This is a genomic window from Kitasatospora sp. NPDC051702 (genome assembly GCF_040681575.1).
Taxonomy (GTDB): Bacteria; Actinomycetota; Actinomycetes; order Streptomycetales; family Streptomycetaceae; genus Kitasatospora.
In genome coordinates this window covers 51750-71172 of sequence record NZ_JBFAZB010000002.1, presented here as the reverse complement: position 1 = coordinate 71172, position 19423 = coordinate 51750, and the positions used below count along the sequence as shown (strand labels likewise).

Here is a 19423-nt window from a genome sequence, read left to right as displayed (position 1 = left end):
AAGGGACCCATGTCCTCCGCCGCACCCGACACCGGGACCGACCTCCCCCCGCTCCACCGGCTCCCCGTCACCCCCGCCCGGGCGCCCCACCCCACCACCCTGCCCGACGGCACCCCGGCCTGGCTGGTCACCCGCTACCACGACGTCCGACAGGTCCTCACCGACCCGCGCTTCACCCGCGGCGACCTGCACACCGTCGGCACCCCCGGCGGCGGCGCCGACGTGGCCAGCAACCCCGCCTCCCTGTTCAACCAGGACGGCCCCGCCCACCGCCGGCTGCGCAGCACCGTCCAGCGCGCCTTCACCGCCCGCGCCATCGCCGACTGGCAGCCCTGGGTCGCCGAGGCCGTCCAGCAGGCCGTCGACGCGCTCGCGGCCGCCGGCCCCCCGGCCGACCTCGTCACCGCCTTCACCCGCCCGGTGCCCTTCGCCGTCACCACCCGCCTGATGGGCCTCGACGGCGACGGACCGGACCACCTCGACGCGGAACGCCTGCGCCGCTGGACCCGCGCCGTCCTCGCCGACGGCGGGGCGGACACCCCCGCCACCCAGGACCGGTCCGCCGAGGACCCCGCCGCCCAGGACCCCGCCAAGGACCCCGCCCAGAACCCGGAGAGCGCCCTCGCCGAGTACGCCGCCTTCACCGCCGAACTGATCGCCCGCCGGCGGCGCACACCCGGCGACGACCTCGTCAGCCGCCTGGTGCACGCCGCCGACCAGGACGGCAGAGTCCCCGAGGAGTCGCTCGTCCACCTCGTCTGCGGGCTCACCGCCAGCGGCAACGAGAGCGTCACCGGCGCCCTCGGCAACGCCCTGGTCTACCTGCTCGGCGAACGCCCCGAGCACTGGCCCCGCCTCGCCGACCCGGACACCACCGAGCGCACCACCGAACGCCTGCTCCACTTCATCCCCCTCGGCGACGACGAGGCCACCACCCGCCGCGCCACCGAGCCGGTCGGCATCGGCGGCGTCGACATCCCCGCCGGCGCCGTCCTCGCCGTCAACCTGGGCAGCGCCAACCGCGACCGCGCCGTCTTCCCCGACGGCCTCGACGCCGACCTCGACACCGCCCTCCCCGCCCCCACCCTCGCCTTCAGCGCCGGCCCCCACTACTGCCTCGGCGCCTGGCGGATGCGGCTCGAGATGCGGGAGTCCCTCCGCCGCCTCGCCACCGCCCTCCCCGGCCTGCACCTCACCACGCCCGTCCACCGGATCGCCTGGCAGCTCGGCACCACCACCCGCAGCCCGGCCCGCCTCCCGGCGGCCTGGTGACCACGCGCCGCCGGGGCGGGCCGACCCGCCCCGGCGGCCCGCCGGACACCCCTCCTGACACACCCGCACACACGTTCAACCCACCACCTCCACAGCACAATTGGCCGGACTCCCGGTTCCCGTCCGGCACTGTCCGCACCCCGCCCCGGCAACGGCGCGACCCGGCCCGGTCGGCCCGCTAGGCTGGCCGGCATGTCCCGTGCGTCCCGTGTGCCACTCCCCGACCTCGTCCGGCTGCGCCAGGCCCGTGATCGCATGGACCGCGAGTACGCGCAGCCGCTGGACGTCCCCGCGCTCGCCCAGACCGCCCTGATGTCCCCCGGCCACTTCTCCCGCAGCTTCCGCACCGCCTTCGGCGAGACGCCGTACGGCTACCTCATGACCCGCCGGATCGAGCGCGCCATGGCGCTGCTGCGGCGCGGCGACCTCTCGGTGACCGACGTCTGCATGGCGGTGGGCTGTACCTCGCTGGGCTCGTTCAGCACCCGGTTCACCCAGTTGGTCGGCGAGAGCCCGAGCGCCTACCGGGCCCGGGACCACTACGAGGACGCCGCCGTCCCGGCCTGCGTCGCGAAGGTCTACACCCGGCCGGTCAGGAACGGAGAAGCAGGAGGTCCGGGAGCTAAGTAGCGTGAAGGACATGGACATCAAAGTTGGACAGACCTTCATCACCGTCGACGACCACGACAAGGCGCTCGGCTTCTACCGTGACGCGCTGGGCCTCGAGGTGCGCAACGACGTCGCCTTCGGGGACCTCCGCTGGGTGACCATCGGCTCGTCCGCGCAGCCGGAGGTGGACATCGTCCTGGAGCCCCCGCTCGCCGACCCCAACGCCGACGACGCCGACCGCAAGGCCGTGGCCGACCTGATGGCCAAGGGCCTGCTGCGCGCGGTGATCTTCCGCACCGAGGACTGCGACGCCACCTTCGAGCGGATCCGCGCCGCCGGCGCCGAGGTCATCCAGGAGCCGATCAACCAGCCGTACGGCGTCCGCGACTGCGCCTTCCGCGACCCCGCGGGCAACATGGTCCGCTTCAGCCAGCCGCGCACCAACTGACCACCCCCCGGGCGGCCCCCTGAACCGCCCCGAACGACCCCCGAACGGGTCCGCCCACCCCCGGTGCGCGGACCCGTCCGCGTGCCGCGCGTCAGCGCTCGCGGCCGCGGGGCTTCAGCGGGGTGGCGGGCAGCTCCGGGGCCGGGAGGCGGGCGCCGGCGTAGCCGTGGACGGTACCGAAGCGCGACCCCGTCTCCCAGTCGGTGCGGGCCCGGGCGATCTCCTCGGTGGAGCGGCCGATGAAGTTCCACCACATGACGATCCGCTCCTCGAAGGGCTCGCCGCCGAGGAGGAGGACGGCGGCGTCCGTGCGGGCGAGGAGGGGGAGTTCGCGGCGGCCGCAGCCGAGGTAGAGCAGGGAGCCGGGCTCGACGGGGACGCCGTCGACGTCGACGCCGCCGGACATGGCGAGGACGGCGTACTCGAAGTCGGGGACGAGGGGGAGCCGGAGGTCGGCACCCTCGATGAGGGTGAGGTCGGCGCCGACCAGCGGCGTGTAGGCGGTGCCGGGGGACGTCGCGGTGTCGAGGGTGCCGAGGATGACGGTGCCGTGCAGGCCGCGGGCCGTGACCACGGGCAGGTCCGCGTGGTGTTCGAAGGCGGGGGCGGTGTGCCGGTGGGCGTCCGGGAGGGCGACCCAGAGCTGGGCGCCGTGCAGGAACCGGGCGTGCGGGCGCGGGGACTCCTCGGAGTGCGAGATCGCCCGGCCGGAGGTCATCAGGCCCAGTTCGCGGGGGCGGACGGTCTGCAGGCTGCCGAGGCTGTCGCGGTGCAGCACCTCGCCCTGGTGGAGCCAGCTGACGGTCTGGAGGCCCGTGTGGGGGTGCGGCGGGACCTGCATGCCGGGCTCGTCGGCGATGTCGTCGGGGCCGTAGTGGTCGACGAAGCACCAGGCGCCGACCATCCGGCGGCCCAGGTTGGGGAGCAGGCGGCGGACCACCGTGCTCTCGCCGAGCGGGACCTGACGGCCGGTGAGCAGGTCCCGCACCGGGCCGGTGTCGGCCTCGCGGCCGCAGGCGGTCGGGGCGGGCTTGCGGTCGAGGTTGCTCATGTGCACTGCACCACCGTGCGGAGAGGGGCCGGGCGAGGGGCGTTCGGCACCGATCCTCCAGGACGGCCGGCGGTTCCTCCACCACACGCCGGGCGGGTCCGCGCGGTTCGACCCGCTCGGACCCGCCCGGACCCGCTGGGACCCGCCACTGCCGGGTCCCTGCCCACGGGGCTCAGTGCGAGCAGGCCCACCAGGCGTCGGCGGTGGCCGCGGCCGCGAGGTCCCGCAGCTTGCCGACGGCGGCGGCCGGGTCCTCGGCTCCGTAGACGGCCGAGCCGGCCACGAACACGTCGGCGCCGGCCTCGGCGCAGCGCTCGATGGTGCTCGCCGAGACGCCGCCGTCGACCTGCAGCCACAGTTCCAGGCCGTGCTTGTCGATCAGCTGCCGGGTGCGGCGGATCTTCGGCAGCATGATGTCCAGGAAGGCCTGGCCGCCGAAGCCGGGCTCGACGGTCATGATCAGCAGCATGTCGAGCTCGGGCAGCAGGTCCTCGTACGGCTCAATCGGCGTGGCCGGCTTGAGCGCCATCGAGGCGCGGGCGCCCTTGGCGCGGATCTCCCGGGCGAGCCGGACGGGCGCGGCGGCGGCCTCCACGTGGAAGGTGACGGAGCCGGCGCCGGCCTCGACGTACTGGGGGGCCCAGCGGTCCGGGTCCTCGATCATCAGGTGGCAGTCGAGCGGGATGTCGGTGGCGCGGGCGAGGGACTCGACGATCGGCACGCCCAGGGTCAGGTTGGGCACGAAGTGGTTGTCCATCACGTCCACGTGCAGCCAGTCGGAGCCCCTGACGGCCTCGGCCTCCTCGGCGAGCCGGGCGAAGTCCGCGGACAGGATGCTGGGGTTGATCTGCGCCATTACCGACTACCTTCACACGAGGGTTCACACGAGAGCGCCGACGGGCGTCCGCACGGGTATCCGCCCCGGCGTCCACGCGTGGCCGAGGCGCCCCGGGAACGGACACCTCACCCCCATCATCTCGCGCCACCGGTGCACCGGGCGCCCGCCCCCTCCCCCGCGTGACCGTCATCACACCGCGCGCGGGGTTACCCCGGCGGCGGCCGGGGCCATCAGCAGGGGGACGACCCGCACGCCCGGGCCGCCGGCGCCCGCCGGACGCGGGCCCTCCCGCTTCGCCGCACCACCGCGCGTTCCCGTGTCCCCGTGAGGAAGGTCCCCGCCATGGCCGATGTCGTCCACCCCGCCCGAGCCCTGTGGTGGCTCTTCGAGCCGGTGCACGCCGTCACCTACTTCGTGCCCGAGGGCCGGGACGCCTTCGAGGCGGTCGGGCTGCACGGCGCCTGGCGCGGCTACTTCGCCAGCCGTTCGGCACCGCTGGGCGCGGTGGACGCGGCACCGGTGACGGCCGCCTTCTTCAACTTCGCCCCGGCGCTGGTCGAGCGGGCGCTGCCCGAGGTGTGGACGCACGCCGGCCCGGAGGAGGCGCTGGCCGCCCGGCTGAAGGGTTCGGCGGACGCGCTGGCCCGGCTGCTGGAGCACGTGCCGCAGGAGCAGGTCGAGCTGGTGGCGGAGGCGCTGGAGCGGGCCGCGGGCCGGCTGGACTGCGTCGGCCGGGTGCTCGCCGCCGCCAACGCCGCGCTCCCCCGGCCCACCGGGCTGTACGAGCGGCTCTGGCAGGCCGCCACCGTGATGCGCGAGCACCGCGGGGACGGCCACGTGGCCGCCCTGGTGACGGCCGGGCTGGACGGCTGCGAGGCACTGGTGGTCCGCTGCGCGATGGACATGCGGCGGGAGATGATCCAGCCGCTGCGCGGGTGGACGGACCAGGAGTGGGAGGCGGCCGCGGCCCGGCTGGTCGAGCGGGGCTGGCTGACCCCCGAGGGCACCGTCACCGAGCTCGGCCGGATCCGGCACCAGTCCCTGGAGGCCGCCACCGACCTGGCCGCGGCACGGGTGTGGGAGAACTACCCGCGGGCCGAACTGGACGCCCTGGCGTCCGCGTTGAAGCCGATCTCGGCGCTCTGTCGGGGCAGCCTCCCGGTCAATCCGGCCGGACTGCCGGACAAGCCGTAGCCCTCGGCCCCGTGGCGCCCGGCCGGTCAGGGCCGGGCGCCGAGAGGCCGGGTGCCATGAGACCGGGCACCGGGAGGCACGACGACCGTCGTCGCACCCAGCCGGCCGTCACGTCCCCGGCGGCCCGAGGACGATGCCCCGCCCGGAGTAGAACCGCGCGAAGGCCCGCCACGGAACGTGTGCGAAGGACTGCGACTCCCCCGGAAACCCGGACGGGTTGTGGAGGACCACCGCCGTCTCCGTGGTGCCGACCGCCAGCACCAGGTGCCCGCCCCGCCGGACCGGCTCCGGACCGGCCGGCTCGCGGATCGCCGGATGCACCGACACCATCACCAGCCCCCCGTCGGCCACCGCGGCGGAGACCTCCTCGGGCGTCAACTCCGCGGCCCGCGCGGCCAGTCCCCAGCGCTCCCGGGCGTAGGCGGCGAACGGGGTGTGGATCAGTCCGCGCAGGCTCTCGCCGTCCCGGACGTAGGCACCCGCCGCCACGCACTCCTCGGCCAGGGTCAGCGCCGGCGGCGCCAGGCCCCACCAGTGGTCGAGCGCCATCCGCAGGCAGGCGACCCCGCAGAGCCGCCACGACCACCACGCGTACTCCTCCGGGGTGCCCGCGCCGGACTGCCCCCAGCGCGGGTCCTCGGCCGCGTCGACCTGCCCGTCGATGATCGCCCGCACCAGCTCCGCCGACTCCCACTGGGAGTGGTACGGCACCTGGTGCACCACAGCCTCGTCCGCCATCCCCCGACGCTCCCACACCGCGCCGACGGACCGACCCGCGACACTCCCTGCAGGCCCCCGGTCAGGCGGCGCCGCCCTCCGCGGCGGCCTTCCCAGCAGCCTTCCCGGCGGCTTTCCCGGCGGCCGACGCGCCGCTCGTCTCACCCACGCCGCCCTCCCCGGCCGCCCCGGTCCCTCCCGCCGCCCCGGCCGCCCCGGCCCCGCCCTCCGTCCCGGACCGGAACGCCAGCCGCGCCGCCGCGTGCCGCCCGCGCTCCTCCACCGGCAACGAGCCGGTGGCGCCGGCGAGGCCGAACGGCGGCATGTCGAAGTAGATCGACTCGTATCCGCCCTCCGGCACGATGTACGTCTCGTGCCAGAGCCCGACGTGCTGCCGGGCCTTCCCCTCCCGCAGCTTGCGGTTGGCGATGCCCCACACGGTGTGGTGGAAGCCGTCCGGCGCGGTGGCGTACCGGTACAGCTTCTCCTTGGACTCCCAGTACTGCACGACGTAGTAGGTGCGCGGCGAGGCGGTGAGCAGGATGCGCCCGCGCAGGCCCCGTTCCGGGCTGCGGGCGAGTTCGTGCAGCATCCGGAACATCGCGAACATGACCGGGCCCCAGTGGTGGACGGCCCAGAAGCGGTTGATCCGCATGCCGATGAGCAGCACCACGGTGTCGCCGGTGGCGGCCGCGGTGGTGTAGCCCGGTGCCGCCTTGGCGAACATCGAGCGGACGAACGTCGTTCCCGTGGACATCCCGACCTCCCCGTACCCGTTCCGCACCCCATGTAAGCGGTGATTACATCAGGGCCCGGTAACCCGGTCAAGGCTCCCCGCGGGCACAAGTCGGTTACTGCGGAGGGCGGTTGGCGATCCCCTGACCGAAGGTGTCCAGCACCTGCACGACCAGCTCCTCCGCCTTCTCGGCCGGCAGGTACCCGTCCACGATCATCTGCGCCAGCCCGTACACCAGCGCCTGCCCGGCCAGGCCCACCAGCAACGGGTCCCCGGGGCGCAGCCGGCCGGCCTCCTGGTCCGCCACGATCATCCCGGTCAGCGCCCGGTCGATGCCGTCCAGCTGCTCCCGCAGCTCCGGCTCCCGCGAGGCCGTGAACACCCGCGACCGCACCAGCTCGAAGCGGCGCGGATGACGCAGCGCGTACCGGACGAACCCGAGCCCGATCGCCCGCATCACCGAGCCGCCGGCCGCCTCCACCGACGCCGCCTCGGCCTCCTGCCAGCGCGCGAAGTCCGCCAGCACCCGGTCCGCCAGCGCCGTCAACAACGCCTGCCGGTCCGCGAAGTGGCGGAACGGCGCCCCCGCCGACACCCCCGCCCGGCGCGCCACCTCCCGCATGCTCACCTTGTCCTGCCCGCACTCGTCGAGCAGCTCGAACGCCGCCCCGACCAACGCCTCCGGCAGGGACCCGTGATGGTACGAGCTGCGCCCGTCAGGCCGTTCCGTCATACCCGCCTTGCTACCACAACGACCGGCCGCCACCACCACCACGCACCATCGGCACCGGCGCACCGCGCACCACCGCCACCGCCACCGCCACCGCCAGCAGGACCCGGTCGGTGGCGGCGGCGGGCGCGGGCTACCAGGCGTAGTCCTCCGGGGCCGGCCGGTGGCCGGGGAAGATCTCGTCGAGGCGGTCGAGGGTCTTCTGGTCGAGCTTCAGGTCGACGGCGGCGACGGCCGCGTCGAGGTGGGCCGGGGTGCGGGGTCCGATGATGGGGGCGGTGACGGCCGGGCGGGAGAGTAGCCAGGCGAGGGCGAGGTCGGCGGGGTCGGTGCCGAGCTCGTCGGCGAGGTCCTCGTAGGCCTGGAGGCGCTCGCGGTGGGTCTCCAGGAGCGCGCCGGCGTGCTCCAGCGCACCGCGGACGCGGGTGCCCTCGCGTTCCTTGCGCAGGATGCCGCCGAGGACGCCGCTGCGCAGCGGGGACCACGGCAGCAGGCCGAGGCCGTAGTGCTGGAGGGCGGGGACGACCTCCAGTTCGACGGTGCGGTCGAGCAGGTTGTAGAGGGACTGCTCGCTGACCAGGCCGAGGAAGTGCCGGGCGCGGGCGGCCTCCTGGGCCTGGGCGATGTGCCAGCCGGCGAAGTTGCTGGAGCCGACGTAGATGACCTTGCCCTGGGCGACCAGGAGCTCCATCGCCTGCCAGATCTCCTCCCAGGGCGTGTCCCGGTCGATGTGGTGCATCTGGTACAGGTCGATGTGGTCGGTCCGGAGTCTGCGCAGACTGGCCTCGACGGCCCGGCGGATCGCGAGGGCGGAGAGCCGCCCCTCGTTGGGCCAGTCGCCCATCGGGGCGTAGGCCTTGGTGGCGAGCACGGTGCGCTCGCGGCGGCCGCCGCCCTGGGCGAACCAGCGGCCGATGATCTCCTCGGTGCGGCCCTTGAGGTTGCCCTCGCCGTCGCGTCCGTAGGCGTTGGCGGTGTCGAAGAAGTTGATGCCCCGTTCGTGGGCGGTGTCCATGATGCGGTGGGCGTCGGACTCCTCGGTGTAGGGGCCGAAGTTCATGGTGCCCAGGCAGAGTCGGGAGACGGTCAGGCCGGTGCGGCCGAGGTGGGTGAACTCCATGGGCTCCACCTTCGGCCGCACCGGCACCGGTGTCCAGCACATCCCGCCCTCCGGGACGGCCCCGGGGCCCCTGACCACCCCGACGGCGTTCACCACCCCGCCGACCCCGCCGCCCCGGTGGCGTTCACCGCCCGTGCGTGGCGAACTTCCTTACGGCGAGCGGCACGCAGAGCGTGAGCAGCACGGCGCTCCACAGCAGCGAGGCCGCGACGGCGTGCTGCACGGGCCAGGCGTCGCCGGCGGCGGAGGGGTTGCCGAAGAGCTCCTGGCAGACCCACCCCCTGACCGCCCCCTGCCCCCGGCCCGCCCGCGGCGCGGCGCGGCGCCTAGCGGACCGCCCCCGCCGGGAGCACCGCGACCGCCCGCCCGTCCACCAGCACCAGCGCGGCCGGGTACGTCCCGCCGAGCGCCTCCCGCACCTCGGCCGCCGACTGCCCGACCCCGACCGTCGGCAGCGCCGGGCCCAGCAGCCCGGCCACCGGGTCGCCGGGCTTCGCCGTGCCGTCCGCGAGCGCGGCGGCCAGCACCGCGTGCGACACCGAGCCGACCACCTCCGTCGCGCTCACCCCGTACGGGCGTGCGGCCCGCGCCAGGACGGCCGGCGCGACACCGCCCGGCGCGGTGCGCAGCGCCTCCAGCGCCCCGCCGACGGTCGCGTCCGCGGTCACCGTCGCGAGCGGGCCGGCGGTGTCCAGGAAGGACCGCAGCGCCCCCTCCCCCGGCTCCTCCAGGAAGCCCCACCGCCGCATCCAGTCGTCGCTGTGCACCTTGGACAGGTAGGAGCGCCCGGAGTCCGGCAGCAGGACCACGACCAGGTCGCCCGGCCCGAGCCGGCGCGCCACCCGCAGGGCCGCGGCGACGGCGGTGCCCGAGGAGGGGCCGGCCAGGATGCCCTCCTCCCGGGCGAGCCGGCGGACCGTCAGCAGGGACTCGCGGTCCGGCACGCGCTCGAAGGCGTCCGCCACGTCCCGCCGGTAGGCCTGCGGCCAGCGGTCCTCGACGGTGTCGGGGTGGAGGAAGTGGCCGATGCTCTCGACGAAGTAGGGGCTGCCGTCCCCGCCGCCGTAGAGCGAGGCCTCCGGGTCGGCGCCGATCACCGTCACCTCGCCGCCGGACACCCGCTTGAGGTGGCCGCCGGTGCCGGAGATGGTCCCGCCGGTGCCGACGCCCGCGACGAAGTGGGTGATACGGCCCCCGGTCTGCTCCCAGATCTCGGGGCCGGTGCCGCGCACGTGGGCGTCCGGGTTGGCCGGGTTGTCGTACTGGTTGGCGAGCCAGGCGCCGGGGATCTCCCGGGCGAGCCGCTCGACGACGTTGAACAGGTGCGCCGGGTCCTCCGCGGGCACCGTGGTGGGCGCGGTCACCACCTCCGCGCCGTATGCCCGCAGGATGTCCGACTTCTCGGCGCTGGAGCGGTCGGACACTCCGGCGATGACCCGGTAGCCGCGCTGCCGGCCGACGATGGTGAGGCCGATCCCGGTGTTGCCGGAGGTCGCCTCGATGATCGTCCCGCCGGGTCGGAGCAGCCCGTCCCGTTCGGCGGCGAGCACCATCGAGAGCGCGGCGCGGTCCTTGACGCTGCCTCCGACGTTGAGGAACTCCGCCTTGGCGTAGACCGGCGTGGCGAGCCCGGCGCCCAGGCGGGCGAGGCGGAACAGGGGCGTCCCGCCGATCGCGTCGAGAACGGATTCGTGCACTGCCGCCATGGCGGGCTCCTTCGCTCGGTGTCCGACCGAGCCTGCCCGACCGCGGGGTCCGGTAGCCGCGACGGCGCGAACTCGCCGCACGGAACCGCACGGAACCGCACGGGAACCGGAAGGGAGCCGGAAGGGAGCCGGAAGGGAGCCGGAAGGGAGCCGGAAGGGAGCCGGAAGGGAGCCGGAAGGGAGCCGGAAGGCAATCACAGAAACCGCGGAAGCCCGCGCCCGACGGGAGCCGGACACCACGCCCGGAGGCCGGTCACGCTCGCACGCACCCGACCGCCCGTCAACCCGTTCTCCCGAACCCGCCCGCACCGACCGGCCCGGCCGCTACGCTGCCCGCGCGACCACGCCCGGCACCCGTCCGGGCACTTTCCGTGATCGAAAACGCCGAGGGAGAGCCGCCATGAGCGAACTGGTGCACCCGTCCGACCCCGGACTCGACGGGCTGGCCGTCGACGCCGCCGAACGGACCTACGCCGAGAACGGCTTCGACCCGGCGACGGAGGACCGCCGCCTCTCCTACACGCCCTGCCGGGTCGCCAAGCCCGTCTTCAACACCTACCGGCGCAGCGGCCACCAGACGGTCTCCGGTTTCCTGGACACCTCCTGGGCCTACGACAGCCGGCTGACCCAGGACGGCGGGGCCGAGGGCGGGCCGGGTGCGGACCTCACCGGGATCGTCGCCGCGGACGGCGCCTTCGACGAGCTCGTCCTCGGCCTGGTCGGCATCGTCGGCGACCGCGGCGCGCTGGCCGCCGCCACCGCCCAGGCCGCGCAGGACTTCGGCGTCCCGGCCACCGACCACGGCGCGGTCGTCTTCACGGACGCGTGGAGCGCCGTCGCCGCCTACTTCGGCTACGGCTTCGACGGCTGGGTCTCCAACGACTACCGCGCCCTGTTCGACCAGCAGCGGGCGCAGGGCCTGCTCGGTGCCGCGCGCCGCCTCCAGGAGCGCAGCCCCGGCCTGGCCGTCGGGCTGCACGTGGGCGGCTGGGAGCTGGGCGAGGCCTTCGGTGCCGTCGCCCGGGACGCCGCCGCGCGCCGCCGGTTCGCGGACTCGGTCGCACGACTCCTCGGCCGTTTCCCGATGTTCTCCACGCTCCACCTGGACTGGCGCTGGCCGGACGGTGCGGAGCAGTACGCGGCGCTGGTCCGCGAGACCAGGGCCGCGCTGACCGCCGCCGGAGTCCGCGCCACCATCGCCGTCGCCGTCCCGGCCGTCCCGGCCCAGCTGGCCGCGATGAACGTCCCGCTGCTGCTGCACTCGGGCGCCGACCGGCTCGACCTGATGTCCTTCGACCTCTTCGGCAGCCCCTGGTCGGCCGGGCTCGGCCACCACTCCTCGCTGCGCGACGTCGACACCGCCGTCACCCGGCTGACCGACGGGCTCGGCGTGGACCCGCGCCGCATCCACGTCGGCTACGCCACCACCACCCGCAACGCGCGCCGGGCCCGGGTCGACGCGGTCTCGCCGCTGCGCGGCGGCTACCAGGGGGACGCGGGCGGGACGCTCGGTTCGTTCCGTCCGGGGGTGAGCACCTACGCCGACGTGCTGCGCCACCACCTGGACCTGGAGAACGGCCGGGGCCGCAACGGCTTCGAGCTGTACACCGACACCGCCGCCAACGCCGACTTCCTGTACAGCCCCGCCAGCGGCGTGTTCCTCTCCCTCGACACCCCGCGCTCGGTGCGCGCCAAGGCGGAGTACGTGCGGGCCCGCGGTCTGGGCGGCCTGTTCGCCGAGCACGCCGCCGCCGACCCCGGCCTGCTCACCAACGCCGCCCGCGAGGGCCTCGGGCACACGGCCACCGCGGCGGTCGTCGACATGAAGCCGTTCTACGTCACCGGCCGCGAGCAGTAGCCCGCCCGCGGTGGAGCGGCGGGCCGGCGGATCGGCCCCCGCTCCACCGCGTCCCCGGCCTCCCGGTCGCGCAGGCCCGGACTCCTGGCTGCGGCCGCGCCCCCGCCGGTGCGCCCCCGCGGCCGCCCCCCCCAGGGTCACGCCCCCCGCGGCCAGGCCCCACGGCCCCGGGTTCACCCGAGGAAGGTCACCGCCGGGAAGGCCGGGGAGGGCCCGTCGAGCAGGTGGTCCCGGCGCTCGCGCAGGTGCTGGTCGAAGAACGCGAGCGGGTACGCCTGCTGGATCCGCACGCCCTGGTCGGGGTCGAGGGTGCCGATCACGTCCTGGAGCTGTTGCCCGCTCCACCCGACCAGCTTCGCCACCTGCGGGAACAGCGCCTCGTCGTCGCCGTACGACACGTGGGCGGCGCCCTGGGCCTGGACGGCCAGCCGCCAGCCCCGCAGGAGCGTCCAGAACCGGGCGACGGCCGGTTCCTGCGTCGGGGTCTTCTCGGCGGTCATCAGCATGAACGGACGGTCCAGGTCGCCGGTGAGCGGCGGGTTCATCAGCATCGGGGCGTCGAGGCTGAGCCCGGCCCTGATCCGCCGGTCGTCGAGCATCGCGCAGGCGGTGGCGGACCCGCCCTTCGACCAGCCGAACGCGCCGATGCGGTGGGGGTCGAGGCCGCCGAGCAGTCCGGCCGGGAGCGCGCGCCGCTCGGCGTCCGGGTTGCACCCGGCGGCGAGCTGCTCGACGGCGTCGAGGACGGAGCGCAGGTCGGCGGCGAAGCCCCTGGGGAGGCTGGCGTCGGTCGGGTGGTCGAGCGGGGCGACGAGCCGCCCGTCGGGGAACTCCGCGAAGGTGTCGTAGGTGTGGGCCACCGTCACGACGGCGTAGCCGTGGCTGGCGAGCTGCTGGACGATGGTCGTGTGGTCGCCCTGGTGGCTGTGCGCGCCGTGCGAGTACAGGAGGACGGGCAGCCGCCGGCCCGACCGCAGCACCGGGGCGCCGACGTGGCCGGAGGTGACCGGCGCCAGGTCGGCCAGCGCGCCGAACCCCACGGCGTCGAGGTACGCCTTCAACGGGGCGGGCTGCATCCAGGGCGCCACCGGGAACCGTTCGACGTCCCGGGCGGGGTACCAGACGGTGACCATCAGCTCGCGGAAGTGCCCGGGGCCCGCGATGTCGTCCGGGCGTGACCGGTCGACGAGGTGCAGCTGGACGGTGCCCACCGGGTGCGGTCCGGTCGGGGCGGGCAGCGTGAGCCGGGTCGGGGCGGGCGCGGACGGACCCGGGCCGGCCGGGGCTCCCGGTGCGCCCTGGTCCGCCCGGGCGGGGCCGGCGACGGCGGCGAGCGGCACGGCGGCTCCGGCGGCCAGCGCGGCTCCGAGCACGCGGCGGCGCGTCACGTCCCTCGGGCCGGTGGACGTTGTGGCGGTCACGGTGCCTCCTGTGGTGGCGGGTCGTCAATCGGGGTGCCCCGGAGGGTCCGTGGGCAAGGGGAACGCTGTCACGCGCCTCCTGCGGGCGGCATCAGACCGCCGGTCGATCGTCCGCCCGGGGGTCGGCCCACGGATGTACACCCCTGGGCCGATGCAGTCGGCGGTGCCGCCCTCCCCGCCGGGAGCCCGTCGCCCCCGTTCGTCACCGCCCCCCGTCCGTCGCACCGGCCCCGTCCGTCACACCGGTGCGGCCCACCGCGCGGGCTCCGCCCGTCCCGTCGACCCCGGCCTGCGAAAACCCCTCGTACCGGTCGCACCGCTCCCGTAGCGTGGTCCGGTCGATGATCTTGGGGCCGGAAGGACGGGCAGAGCCATGCAGCAGTACCAGGGGTGGGCCGACGAACGCTACGGAGCGGTCGCGGACGCCTTCGCCCGCAACTTCGAGGAGTTCCCCGAACTCGGTGCCGCCGCCACGGTGTTCGTCGGCGGCCGCAAGGTCGTCGAACTGTACGGCGGGACGGCCGACGAGCGCACCGGCCGGCCGTGGACGCCGCGGACCGTCGTCCCGGTCTTCTCCTGCGCCAAGGGCCCGGTGAGCATCCTCGCCCACCTCCTCGCCCAGCGGGGCCGCCTGGACCTCGACGCGCCGATCGCCCGCTACTGGCCCGAGTTCGCCCGGCACGGCAAGCAGGACGTCACCACCCGGATGGTGCTCGGCCACCGCGCCGGCATCCCGGCGCTGGACGCGGTGCTCTCCTTCGAGGAGATCGCCGCCTGGGAGCCCGTCGTGCGGGCGATCGAGGAGCAGCCGCCGCTCTGGGAGCCCGGCACCGGCCACGAGTACCACGGGCACGTGTTCGGCTTCGCCGTGGGCGAGGTGATCCGCCGGATCACCGGGCTGACCCCGGGCGCGTTCCTCCGCGAGGAGATCGCGGATCCGCTCGGCCTGCCGGTCCGGATCGGCCTCCCGGAGAGCGAACTCGGCGATCTGGCAAGGCTGGTGGAGTCGGAGGGCCGCCGCCCGATGCCCGGCCCGGAGCACCTGCTCACCCGGATCGTCACCATGAACGGCGCCCTGGTCTTCCCCGGGCTGGATGCCCCGCACGGCTGGAACGACCCGGCCCTGCACGCGATCGAGCTGCCCGGGGCGGGCGCCGTCGCCTCCGCGACCGGCCTGGCGGGCCTGTACGCGGCGGCCGTGACCGGCCTGGACGGCGGCGAGCGACTGCTGGCGGCGGCGACCGTCACCGACGTGGTGCGCGAACTCTCTTCCGGCCAGGGCTTCCTGGGCTTCGACATGGGCGCCCGCTGGGGCTCGGGCGTGCTGCTCGACTCCCCCGGCTTCCGCGGACTGCTCGGCGCCCGCAGCTTCGGCAACGACGGCGCCGGCGGCCAGTTCGCCTTCGGGGACGACGAGTTCGGCGTCGGCTTCGGGTACGTCGCGAACCGGATGATCGGCCACGGCGACGCCCGGGCGACCAGGCTGATCGAGGCGCTGCGCGGGTGCCTGGCGTGACGGACTTCCTGGCCCGGCTGACCGCGATGGCCGCCACCGGCGGCCTCGGCGACTTCCGTTACAACGCCTCGCTGCCCGCACTCGCCGCCCGCTACGGGGATCCCTGGGACGGCGGGCGGATCCACCGCGCGTCCCGCTGGCCGCACGGCTTCGGCTGGGGCGACGTGGTGACGGTGTTCTGCCACTGCCGCCGGCTCCAGTCGCTCTCGCTTCCGGTCTGGCACGGAGACCTCGAACTGCCGCTTCCCGGGGGCGCGTTGCAGACCCTCGACACCCGGGTCACGGAGTCGTCCCTGGTCGCCGCGCTGACCGCCGCCGGCTGCTCCTGGAACACGGTGACGTACGAGAACCTCCCCGACCAGCGCACCCTGGAGGTGCCGGTGGCCGGGGAGGTCCGGGCGGTGTTCGTCCTCGTCGACCGCGAGGAGCGCGACGCGCCCCCGCTCGACGACTGGCTGCTGCACAAGGCCCTGCTCTGGGGCTACGAGCACACCGACTGCCCCGAGCCGGACCGCTCCGTCCCGGACGACGGCTGGGGCCTGGCGAAGGACTGACGCCCGCCCGCCCACCGCGGGCCCCGTCCCCACCGGCAGGATCCCGTCCCCCGTACGACGTGCGGACGGACCGTTCAGACCCCCGTCCCGAACGGTCCGTCCCCTCCCGCCGCACGGGCGGGGTTTCCCTGCTACGCGAGCAGGAAGTCGAACACCGCCTTGCGCCCGACGCCGCTGCGGTCCCGGGACTGCACCGAGTGCGCCGCACCCGGCACGATCACGACCTGCGGGTCGTGCGCCATGGCGGCCTCCTGGTGCAGCCACTCCAGCGGGGTGGAGAGGTCACGGTCCCCGCCGAGCAGCAGCACCGGCACGTCGGGCAGCTTCCGGTGCGCGGGCGGGGTCGGCGGGACCTTCTCGCGCGGCCAGTCCAGGCAGGTCAGCAGGCTGCCGAGCCCGGTGGCGGTGGCCGGGTCGAACGGCCAGGTCTGCTCGGCGGTGAGCCGCTGCCGGGTGCGCTCCAGCGCCGCCGCCCGGCCCTCCACCGGGGTGTCCGAGGTGCCCCACGGGTAGTGGCCGTCGGCGCACAGGGTGCTGGCGTGCAGGCCCTGGCTGAGGAATTCGGCCGGCACCGCGTCGCCCTCGTGCGCTCCCTCGATGAAGCCCTGGAGCTTCTCGGGGTGTCCGGCGGCGGCCTCGTGCAGGGCCTCCGGGATCCCGCCGTAGTTCGGGTCGACGAACTCGTAGCTGGTGAGCGTGTCCAGCACGGCCGGCCCGTCGTGGTAGCGGCGGACGGTCTCGGCGAGGTCGGCGCCCGGGTCGGTGGTGCAGCCGGTGGCCTGGCAGGCGGCCCGCAGCACCCGGGCACCGGCGGGCAGGGCGGCGAGGTCCAAGGGGTCGTAACCCTGTTGCGGGACCACGGAGTCGAGCACCAGCCGGTTCACGTGGCCGGGGTGGGCGAGCGCGTACCGCTCGGCGACGAAGGTGCCGTAGGAGACGCCGTCCAGCGTGAGGCGGTGGGCGCCGAGGGCGCGGCGCAGCAGGTCGATGTCGTCGACGGTGTCCGCGGTGGCGTAGTGGCGCCGGTCGGGGCCGAGCGCGGCCGCGCAGTCCCGGACGGCCTGCGGGGTGGGCGGGGTGAGGTCGGAGGCGCCCATCTGCTCCTGGAGGGCGGGGCACTGCAGCGCGCCGCCGCCGGTGCCCCGCTGGTCGAACATGACCAGGCGGTAGTCCTTGAGGACGGGCGCCAGACCGTCCGCGACCCGCTTCACCAGCGGCACGCCGGGCTGGCCCGGCCCACCGGTGAGGAAGAGCAGATCGCCCTTGGGGGCGTGGGTGTTGCCGCCGACGGCGACCTTCAGCCCGAGGGCGCCGGGGTCGGAGCCGCTGTGGTCGAGCGGGACGGTGAGGGTCGCGCAGGTGAAGTCCGGCAGGTCCGGGCAGGGGGCCTGTCCGGTGAGTCCGCTGCCGGGGGCGGGCCGGTCGGGGCCCGCCGGGGCCGCGGCGGCGGGAGTGGCCAGCGTGGTGCCGGCGACCACCGCGACGGCGCCCAGCAGGGCGGCGATGCGGCCGCGCGTGCTCGTCATGTTCGTCCTTCCGGTCGGACCGCGTGCCGTACTGACGCGGTCACGGAAAAGCCTGTGCCCTGGGCCGCTCCGGACGCGAGGATTAGGGCCAGGATTCGACCAGCTTCGAAGGGTCGAGGACCCGAACGGCCCATCGGACGGCGTCGGTGACACGGGCGGTGCGCCCCGGTCCGGCGGCGCACGCAGGGCAGGACGCAGGGGGAAGGACGGCGGCCGTGATCCGGCTCACCATCGACTCGACCGGGCTCGCCCGCACCCGTTTCGCGGTGTCACCGCTGCACGAGGCGGTGAACACCCTGATGGCGTCCGGGCTGAACACCCGCACCGGCCCGTACGCCTGGGTGGGCCGGACCCGCCGGGTGCTGCGGCGGGAGCGGCTGGAGCTGCTGTCCGGACTGGCGCTGGACCAGGCCGGCGGCTACCTGCCCGACTTCCTCTCCCCCCACCCGACCGGCCCGGCCCCGACCGTCGCGGAGCAGCTGGAGGCCGTCCGCCGGACGCCGCCGGAGCGGGTGCGGGCGGAGCTGGACACGGTGCAGCACGGCGTGCCCGCGGCCCGGCTGAACGGCCGTCCGGTGCCCGACGTCGTGCTGCGCACGCTGGCGCGCGGGCCCCGCTACTTCGCCGAGCGGGTCGCGGACGAGCTGGGCCGCTACTGGGACGTGGCGCTCGCCCCGTACTGGGCGGACGCCCGGGCCGTGCTGGACGCCGAGATCGACCAGCGGGGCCGGTTCCTGGCCCGGCACGGCTCGGGCGCGCTGTTCAACTCGCTGGCCCCGCAGATGTGCTGGGCCGAGGGGCGGATCGAGTTGGAGAGCCGCTTCGAGGTGGCGCTGCCAGCCCGGATGGTCCTGCTGGTGCCGACGCTGGTGAGCCACGAGATCCACCTCATCCTGGACCCGGTCGACGGCGTGCACCGCGCGCCGACGGTGATGTACCCGGTCCCGCGGGTGCCGTCGACCGTGCCGCACGCCCCCGCTCCCTCGCTGGCCCAGCTGCTCGGGCCGACCCGGGCGGACCTGCTGTCCGCACTGGTAGGTCCGGCCACCACGGCGGCCCTGGCCGCCCGGCACTTCCTCAGCGCGGGCACGGTCTCGTACCACCTCGGGGTTCTGCACCGCGCGGGCCTGGTGAGCCGGGTGCGCAGCGGGCGCGAGGTCTTGTACCGGCGGACGCCGCGCGGCGAGGAACTGGTGGAGGCCCAGGAGGACGGCGGCGAGGGCGGCTCGTGAACCGGCGCGTACGCCCGTCCCACGCCCCCTGGGTACGCGTCACACCAACGCGCGCGGCAGGACCGCCTGCACCCATTCCTCCGGCTGCGACAGGTGCGGAGCGTGACCGGCGCCGGCGTACAGGTGCCGTTCGGCCTTCGGCAGCGTGAGGTCGATCAGGTCCAGCACCTCGCCGAACATCGGGGCGCTGTCGTCGCTCTGCGTCAGCAGCACGGGATCGGTGAAGTGCGCCAGGCCGGCCAGGTCGAGGTCCAGCGCGTCCGGGTCCCGCAGCTCGTCCAGGTAGGTCGGCGCGTTGCGGATGTACGTGTGCCGTATCGGCGCGGGCAGCTGCTCCCACGCGCCGGGGCCGAAGGCCAGGGTCTCCACGTACAGCTCGGCGGCGGCCGCCGACTCCGCCTGCTCCAGCAGCGCCCGGACGGCGGCGATCCGGTCGGCGAAGGCGGTGCCGATCGGGCGCAGGTCCGGGTCGGCGAGCAGGATGCCGGTGCCGGGCGGCTCGTGGACGGCGATGCCCCGCATCAGGTCGGGACGGGCGGCCGCCAGCCGGAGGGCCACCAGGGCGCCGTAGGAGTCGCCGTAGACGAAGGCGGGGGCGAAGCCGAGGGCCTGGATCAGGCCGGCCAGGTCGGCGGCGTCCTCGTGGACCGACCCCTGGGTCAGCGGGTCCTCGCTGCGGCTGTGCCCCCGGCGGTCGTAGGCGACGGCGGTGGTGGACTCGGCCAGGCCCGGCAGCACCCGCGCCCAGCCGTCGGCGTCGCTCCACGAGCCGTGCACCAGGACGATCCCCGGGCCCTCGCCACGGACCTCGTAGTGCAGCGACACCCCGTTGACCCTGACCTCGGACATCACGAGCCTCCCGATCTCGGCGGTGCTCCCCCACCAGCCTGACACA

General features: G+C 75.3%; 17 protein-coding genes and 1 pseudogene. 8 read left to right on the top strand and 10 right to left on the bottom strand.

The window, feature by feature from the left end; genetic code table 11:
* Positions 1-9 precede the first annotated feature (9 nt).
* The 3 genes from AB0N04_RS02245 (at position 10) to AB0N04_RS02235 (ending at position 2329) form a co-directional block, all read left to right on the top strand.
* Positions 10-1272: a cytochrome P450 gene (locus AB0N04_RS02245; protein WP_360214273.1), complete on the top strand. Its 1263-nt coding sequence runs from the start codon at positions 10-12 to the stop codon at positions 1270-1272.
* Positions 1273-1464: 192 nt separating this feature from the next.
* Positions 1465-1902 (top strand): helix-turn-helix transcriptional regulator, encoded by a 438-nt coding sequence (locus AB0N04_RS02240; RefSeq protein WP_360214275.1) that lies wholly within the window; start codon positions 1465-1467, stop codon positions 1900-1902.
* Positions 1903-1912: 10 nt separating this feature from the next.
* Positions 1913-2329 (top strand): VOC family protein, encoded by a 417-nt coding sequence (locus tag AB0N04_RS02235; RefSeq protein WP_360214277.1) that lies wholly within the window; start codon positions 1913-1915, stop codon positions 2327-2329.
* A gap of 91 nt (positions 2330-2420) precedes the next feature.
* Here the strand turns inward: AB0N04_RS02235 and AB0N04_RS02230 are convergent, their stop codons facing one another.
* Together AB0N04_RS02230 and rpe are read right to left on the bottom strand one after the other, a co-directional pair.
* Positions 2421-3380 (bottom strand): pirin family protein, encoded by a 960-nt coding sequence (locus AB0N04_RS02230; protein ID WP_360214279.1) that lies wholly within the window; start codon positions 3378-3380, stop codon positions 2421-2423.
* Between the two features lie 172 nt (positions 3381-3552).
* Positions 3553-4236, bottom strand: a complete 684-nt coding sequence (gene rpe, locus AB0N04_RS02225) for a ribulose-phosphate 3-epimerase (protein ID WP_360214281.1) — start codon at positions 4234-4236, stop codon at positions 3553-3555.
* Between the two features lie 324 nt (positions 4237-4560).
* Here rpe and AB0N04_RS02220 point away from each other — a divergent pair, with 324 nt between their 5' ends.
* The gene (locus AB0N04_RS02220) at positions 4561-5412 is read left to right on the top strand and encodes a hypothetical protein (RefSeq protein ID WP_360214283.1); all 852 of its coding nucleotides are present in this window, start codon (positions 4561-4563) and stop codon (positions 5410-5412) included.
* A gap of 108 nt (positions 5413-5520) precedes the next feature.
* On the opposite strand, the gene AB0N04_RS02215 is transcribed toward AB0N04_RS02220, so the two are convergent.
* The 5 genes and pseudogenes from AB0N04_RS02215 to AB0N04_RS02195 all read right to left on the bottom strand — a co-directional run bounded on the left by AB0N04_RS02215 (position 5521) and on the right by AB0N04_RS02195 (position 10421).
* Positions 5521-6150 carry a C39 family peptidase gene (locus tag AB0N04_RS02215; protein WP_360214285.1) on the bottom strand — a complete coding sequence of 210 codons (630 nt, stop codon included), beginning with the start codon at positions 6148-6150 and terminating at the stop codon, positions 5521-5523.
* Between the two features lie 211 nt (positions 6151-6361).
* Positions 6362-6856, bottom strand: a pseudogene (locus AB0N04_RS02210) (DUF4188 domain-containing protein); the annotation flags it as partial.
* A gap of 124 nt (positions 6857-6980) precedes the next feature.
* Complete coding sequence (locus AB0N04_RS02205) at positions 6981-7598, bottom strand: TetR/AcrR family transcriptional regulator (protein ID WP_360214287.1); 618 nt, start codon at positions 7596-7598, stop codon at positions 6981-6983.
* 130 nt (positions 7599-7728) lie between these two features.
* The gene (locus AB0N04_RS02200) at positions 7729-8715 is read right to left on the bottom strand and encodes an aldo/keto reductase (protein ID WP_360214289.1); all 987 of its coding nucleotides are present in this window, start codon (positions 8713-8715) and stop codon (positions 7729-7731) included.
* A gap of 326 nt (positions 8716-9041) precedes the next feature.
* Positions 9042-10421: a pyridoxal-phosphate dependent enzyme gene (locus tag AB0N04_RS02195; RefSeq protein ID WP_360214291.1), complete on the bottom strand. Its 1380-nt coding sequence runs from the start codon at positions 10419-10421 to the stop codon at positions 9042-9044.
* Between the two features lie 400 nt (positions 10422-10821).
* Here AB0N04_RS02195 and AB0N04_RS02190 point away from each other — a divergent pair, with 400 nt between their 5' ends.
* Entirely contained in the window at positions 10822-12279 is a 1458-nt protein-coding gene (locus tag AB0N04_RS02190; protein WP_360214293.1) for a glycosyl hydrolase family 18 protein, read from the top strand.
* A gap of 173 nt (positions 12280-12452) precedes the next feature.
* Here AB0N04_RS02190 and AB0N04_RS02185 read toward each other — a convergent pair whose 3' ends face one another.
* A complete protein-coding gene (locus tag AB0N04_RS02185) occupies positions 12453-13700 on the bottom strand; it encodes an acetylhydrolase (RefSeq protein ID WP_360214295.1) in 1248 nt (415 codons plus the stop codon).
* Positions 13701-14073: 373 nt separating this feature from the next.
* On the opposite strand from AB0N04_RS02185, the gene AB0N04_RS02180 reads away from it, so the two are divergent.
* Positions 14074-15216: a serine hydrolase domain-containing protein gene (locus tag AB0N04_RS02180; protein WP_360214296.1), complete on the top strand. Its 1143-nt coding sequence runs from the start codon at positions 14074-14076 to the stop codon at positions 15214-15216.
* Positions 15213-15770 (top strand): hypothetical protein, encoded by a 558-nt coding sequence (locus tag AB0N04_RS02175; protein WP_360214298.1) that lies wholly within the window; start codon positions 15213-15215, stop codon positions 15768-15770. The genes AB0N04_RS02180 and AB0N04_RS02175 overlap by 4 nt, the downstream gene beginning before the upstream one ends.
* Before the next feature lie 131 nt (positions 15771-15901).
* Here the strand turns inward: AB0N04_RS02175 and AB0N04_RS02170 are convergent, their stop codons facing one another.
* Positions 15902-17296, bottom strand: coding sequence for an alpha/beta fold hydrolase (locus AB0N04_RS02170; protein ID WP_360214300.1), 1395 nt, complete (start codon positions 17294-17296; stop codon positions 15902-15904).
* A 215-nt stretch (positions 17297-17511) separates the two neighbouring features.
* On the opposite strand from AB0N04_RS02170, the gene AB0N04_RS02165 reads away from it, so the two are divergent.
* Entirely contained in the window at positions 17512-18528 is a 1017-nt protein-coding gene (locus AB0N04_RS02165; protein WP_360214302.1) for a helix-turn-helix domain-containing protein, read from the top strand.
* A 39-nt stretch (positions 18529-18567) separates the two neighbouring features.
* Here the strand turns inward: AB0N04_RS02165 and AB0N04_RS02160 are convergent, their stop codons facing one another.
* On the bottom strand, positions 18568-19377 hold the full coding sequence (locus AB0N04_RS02160) for an alpha/beta hydrolase (RefSeq protein WP_360214304.1): 810 nt from the start codon (positions 19375-19377) through the stop codon (positions 18568-18570).
* Positions 19378-19423 lie beyond the last annotated feature (46 nt).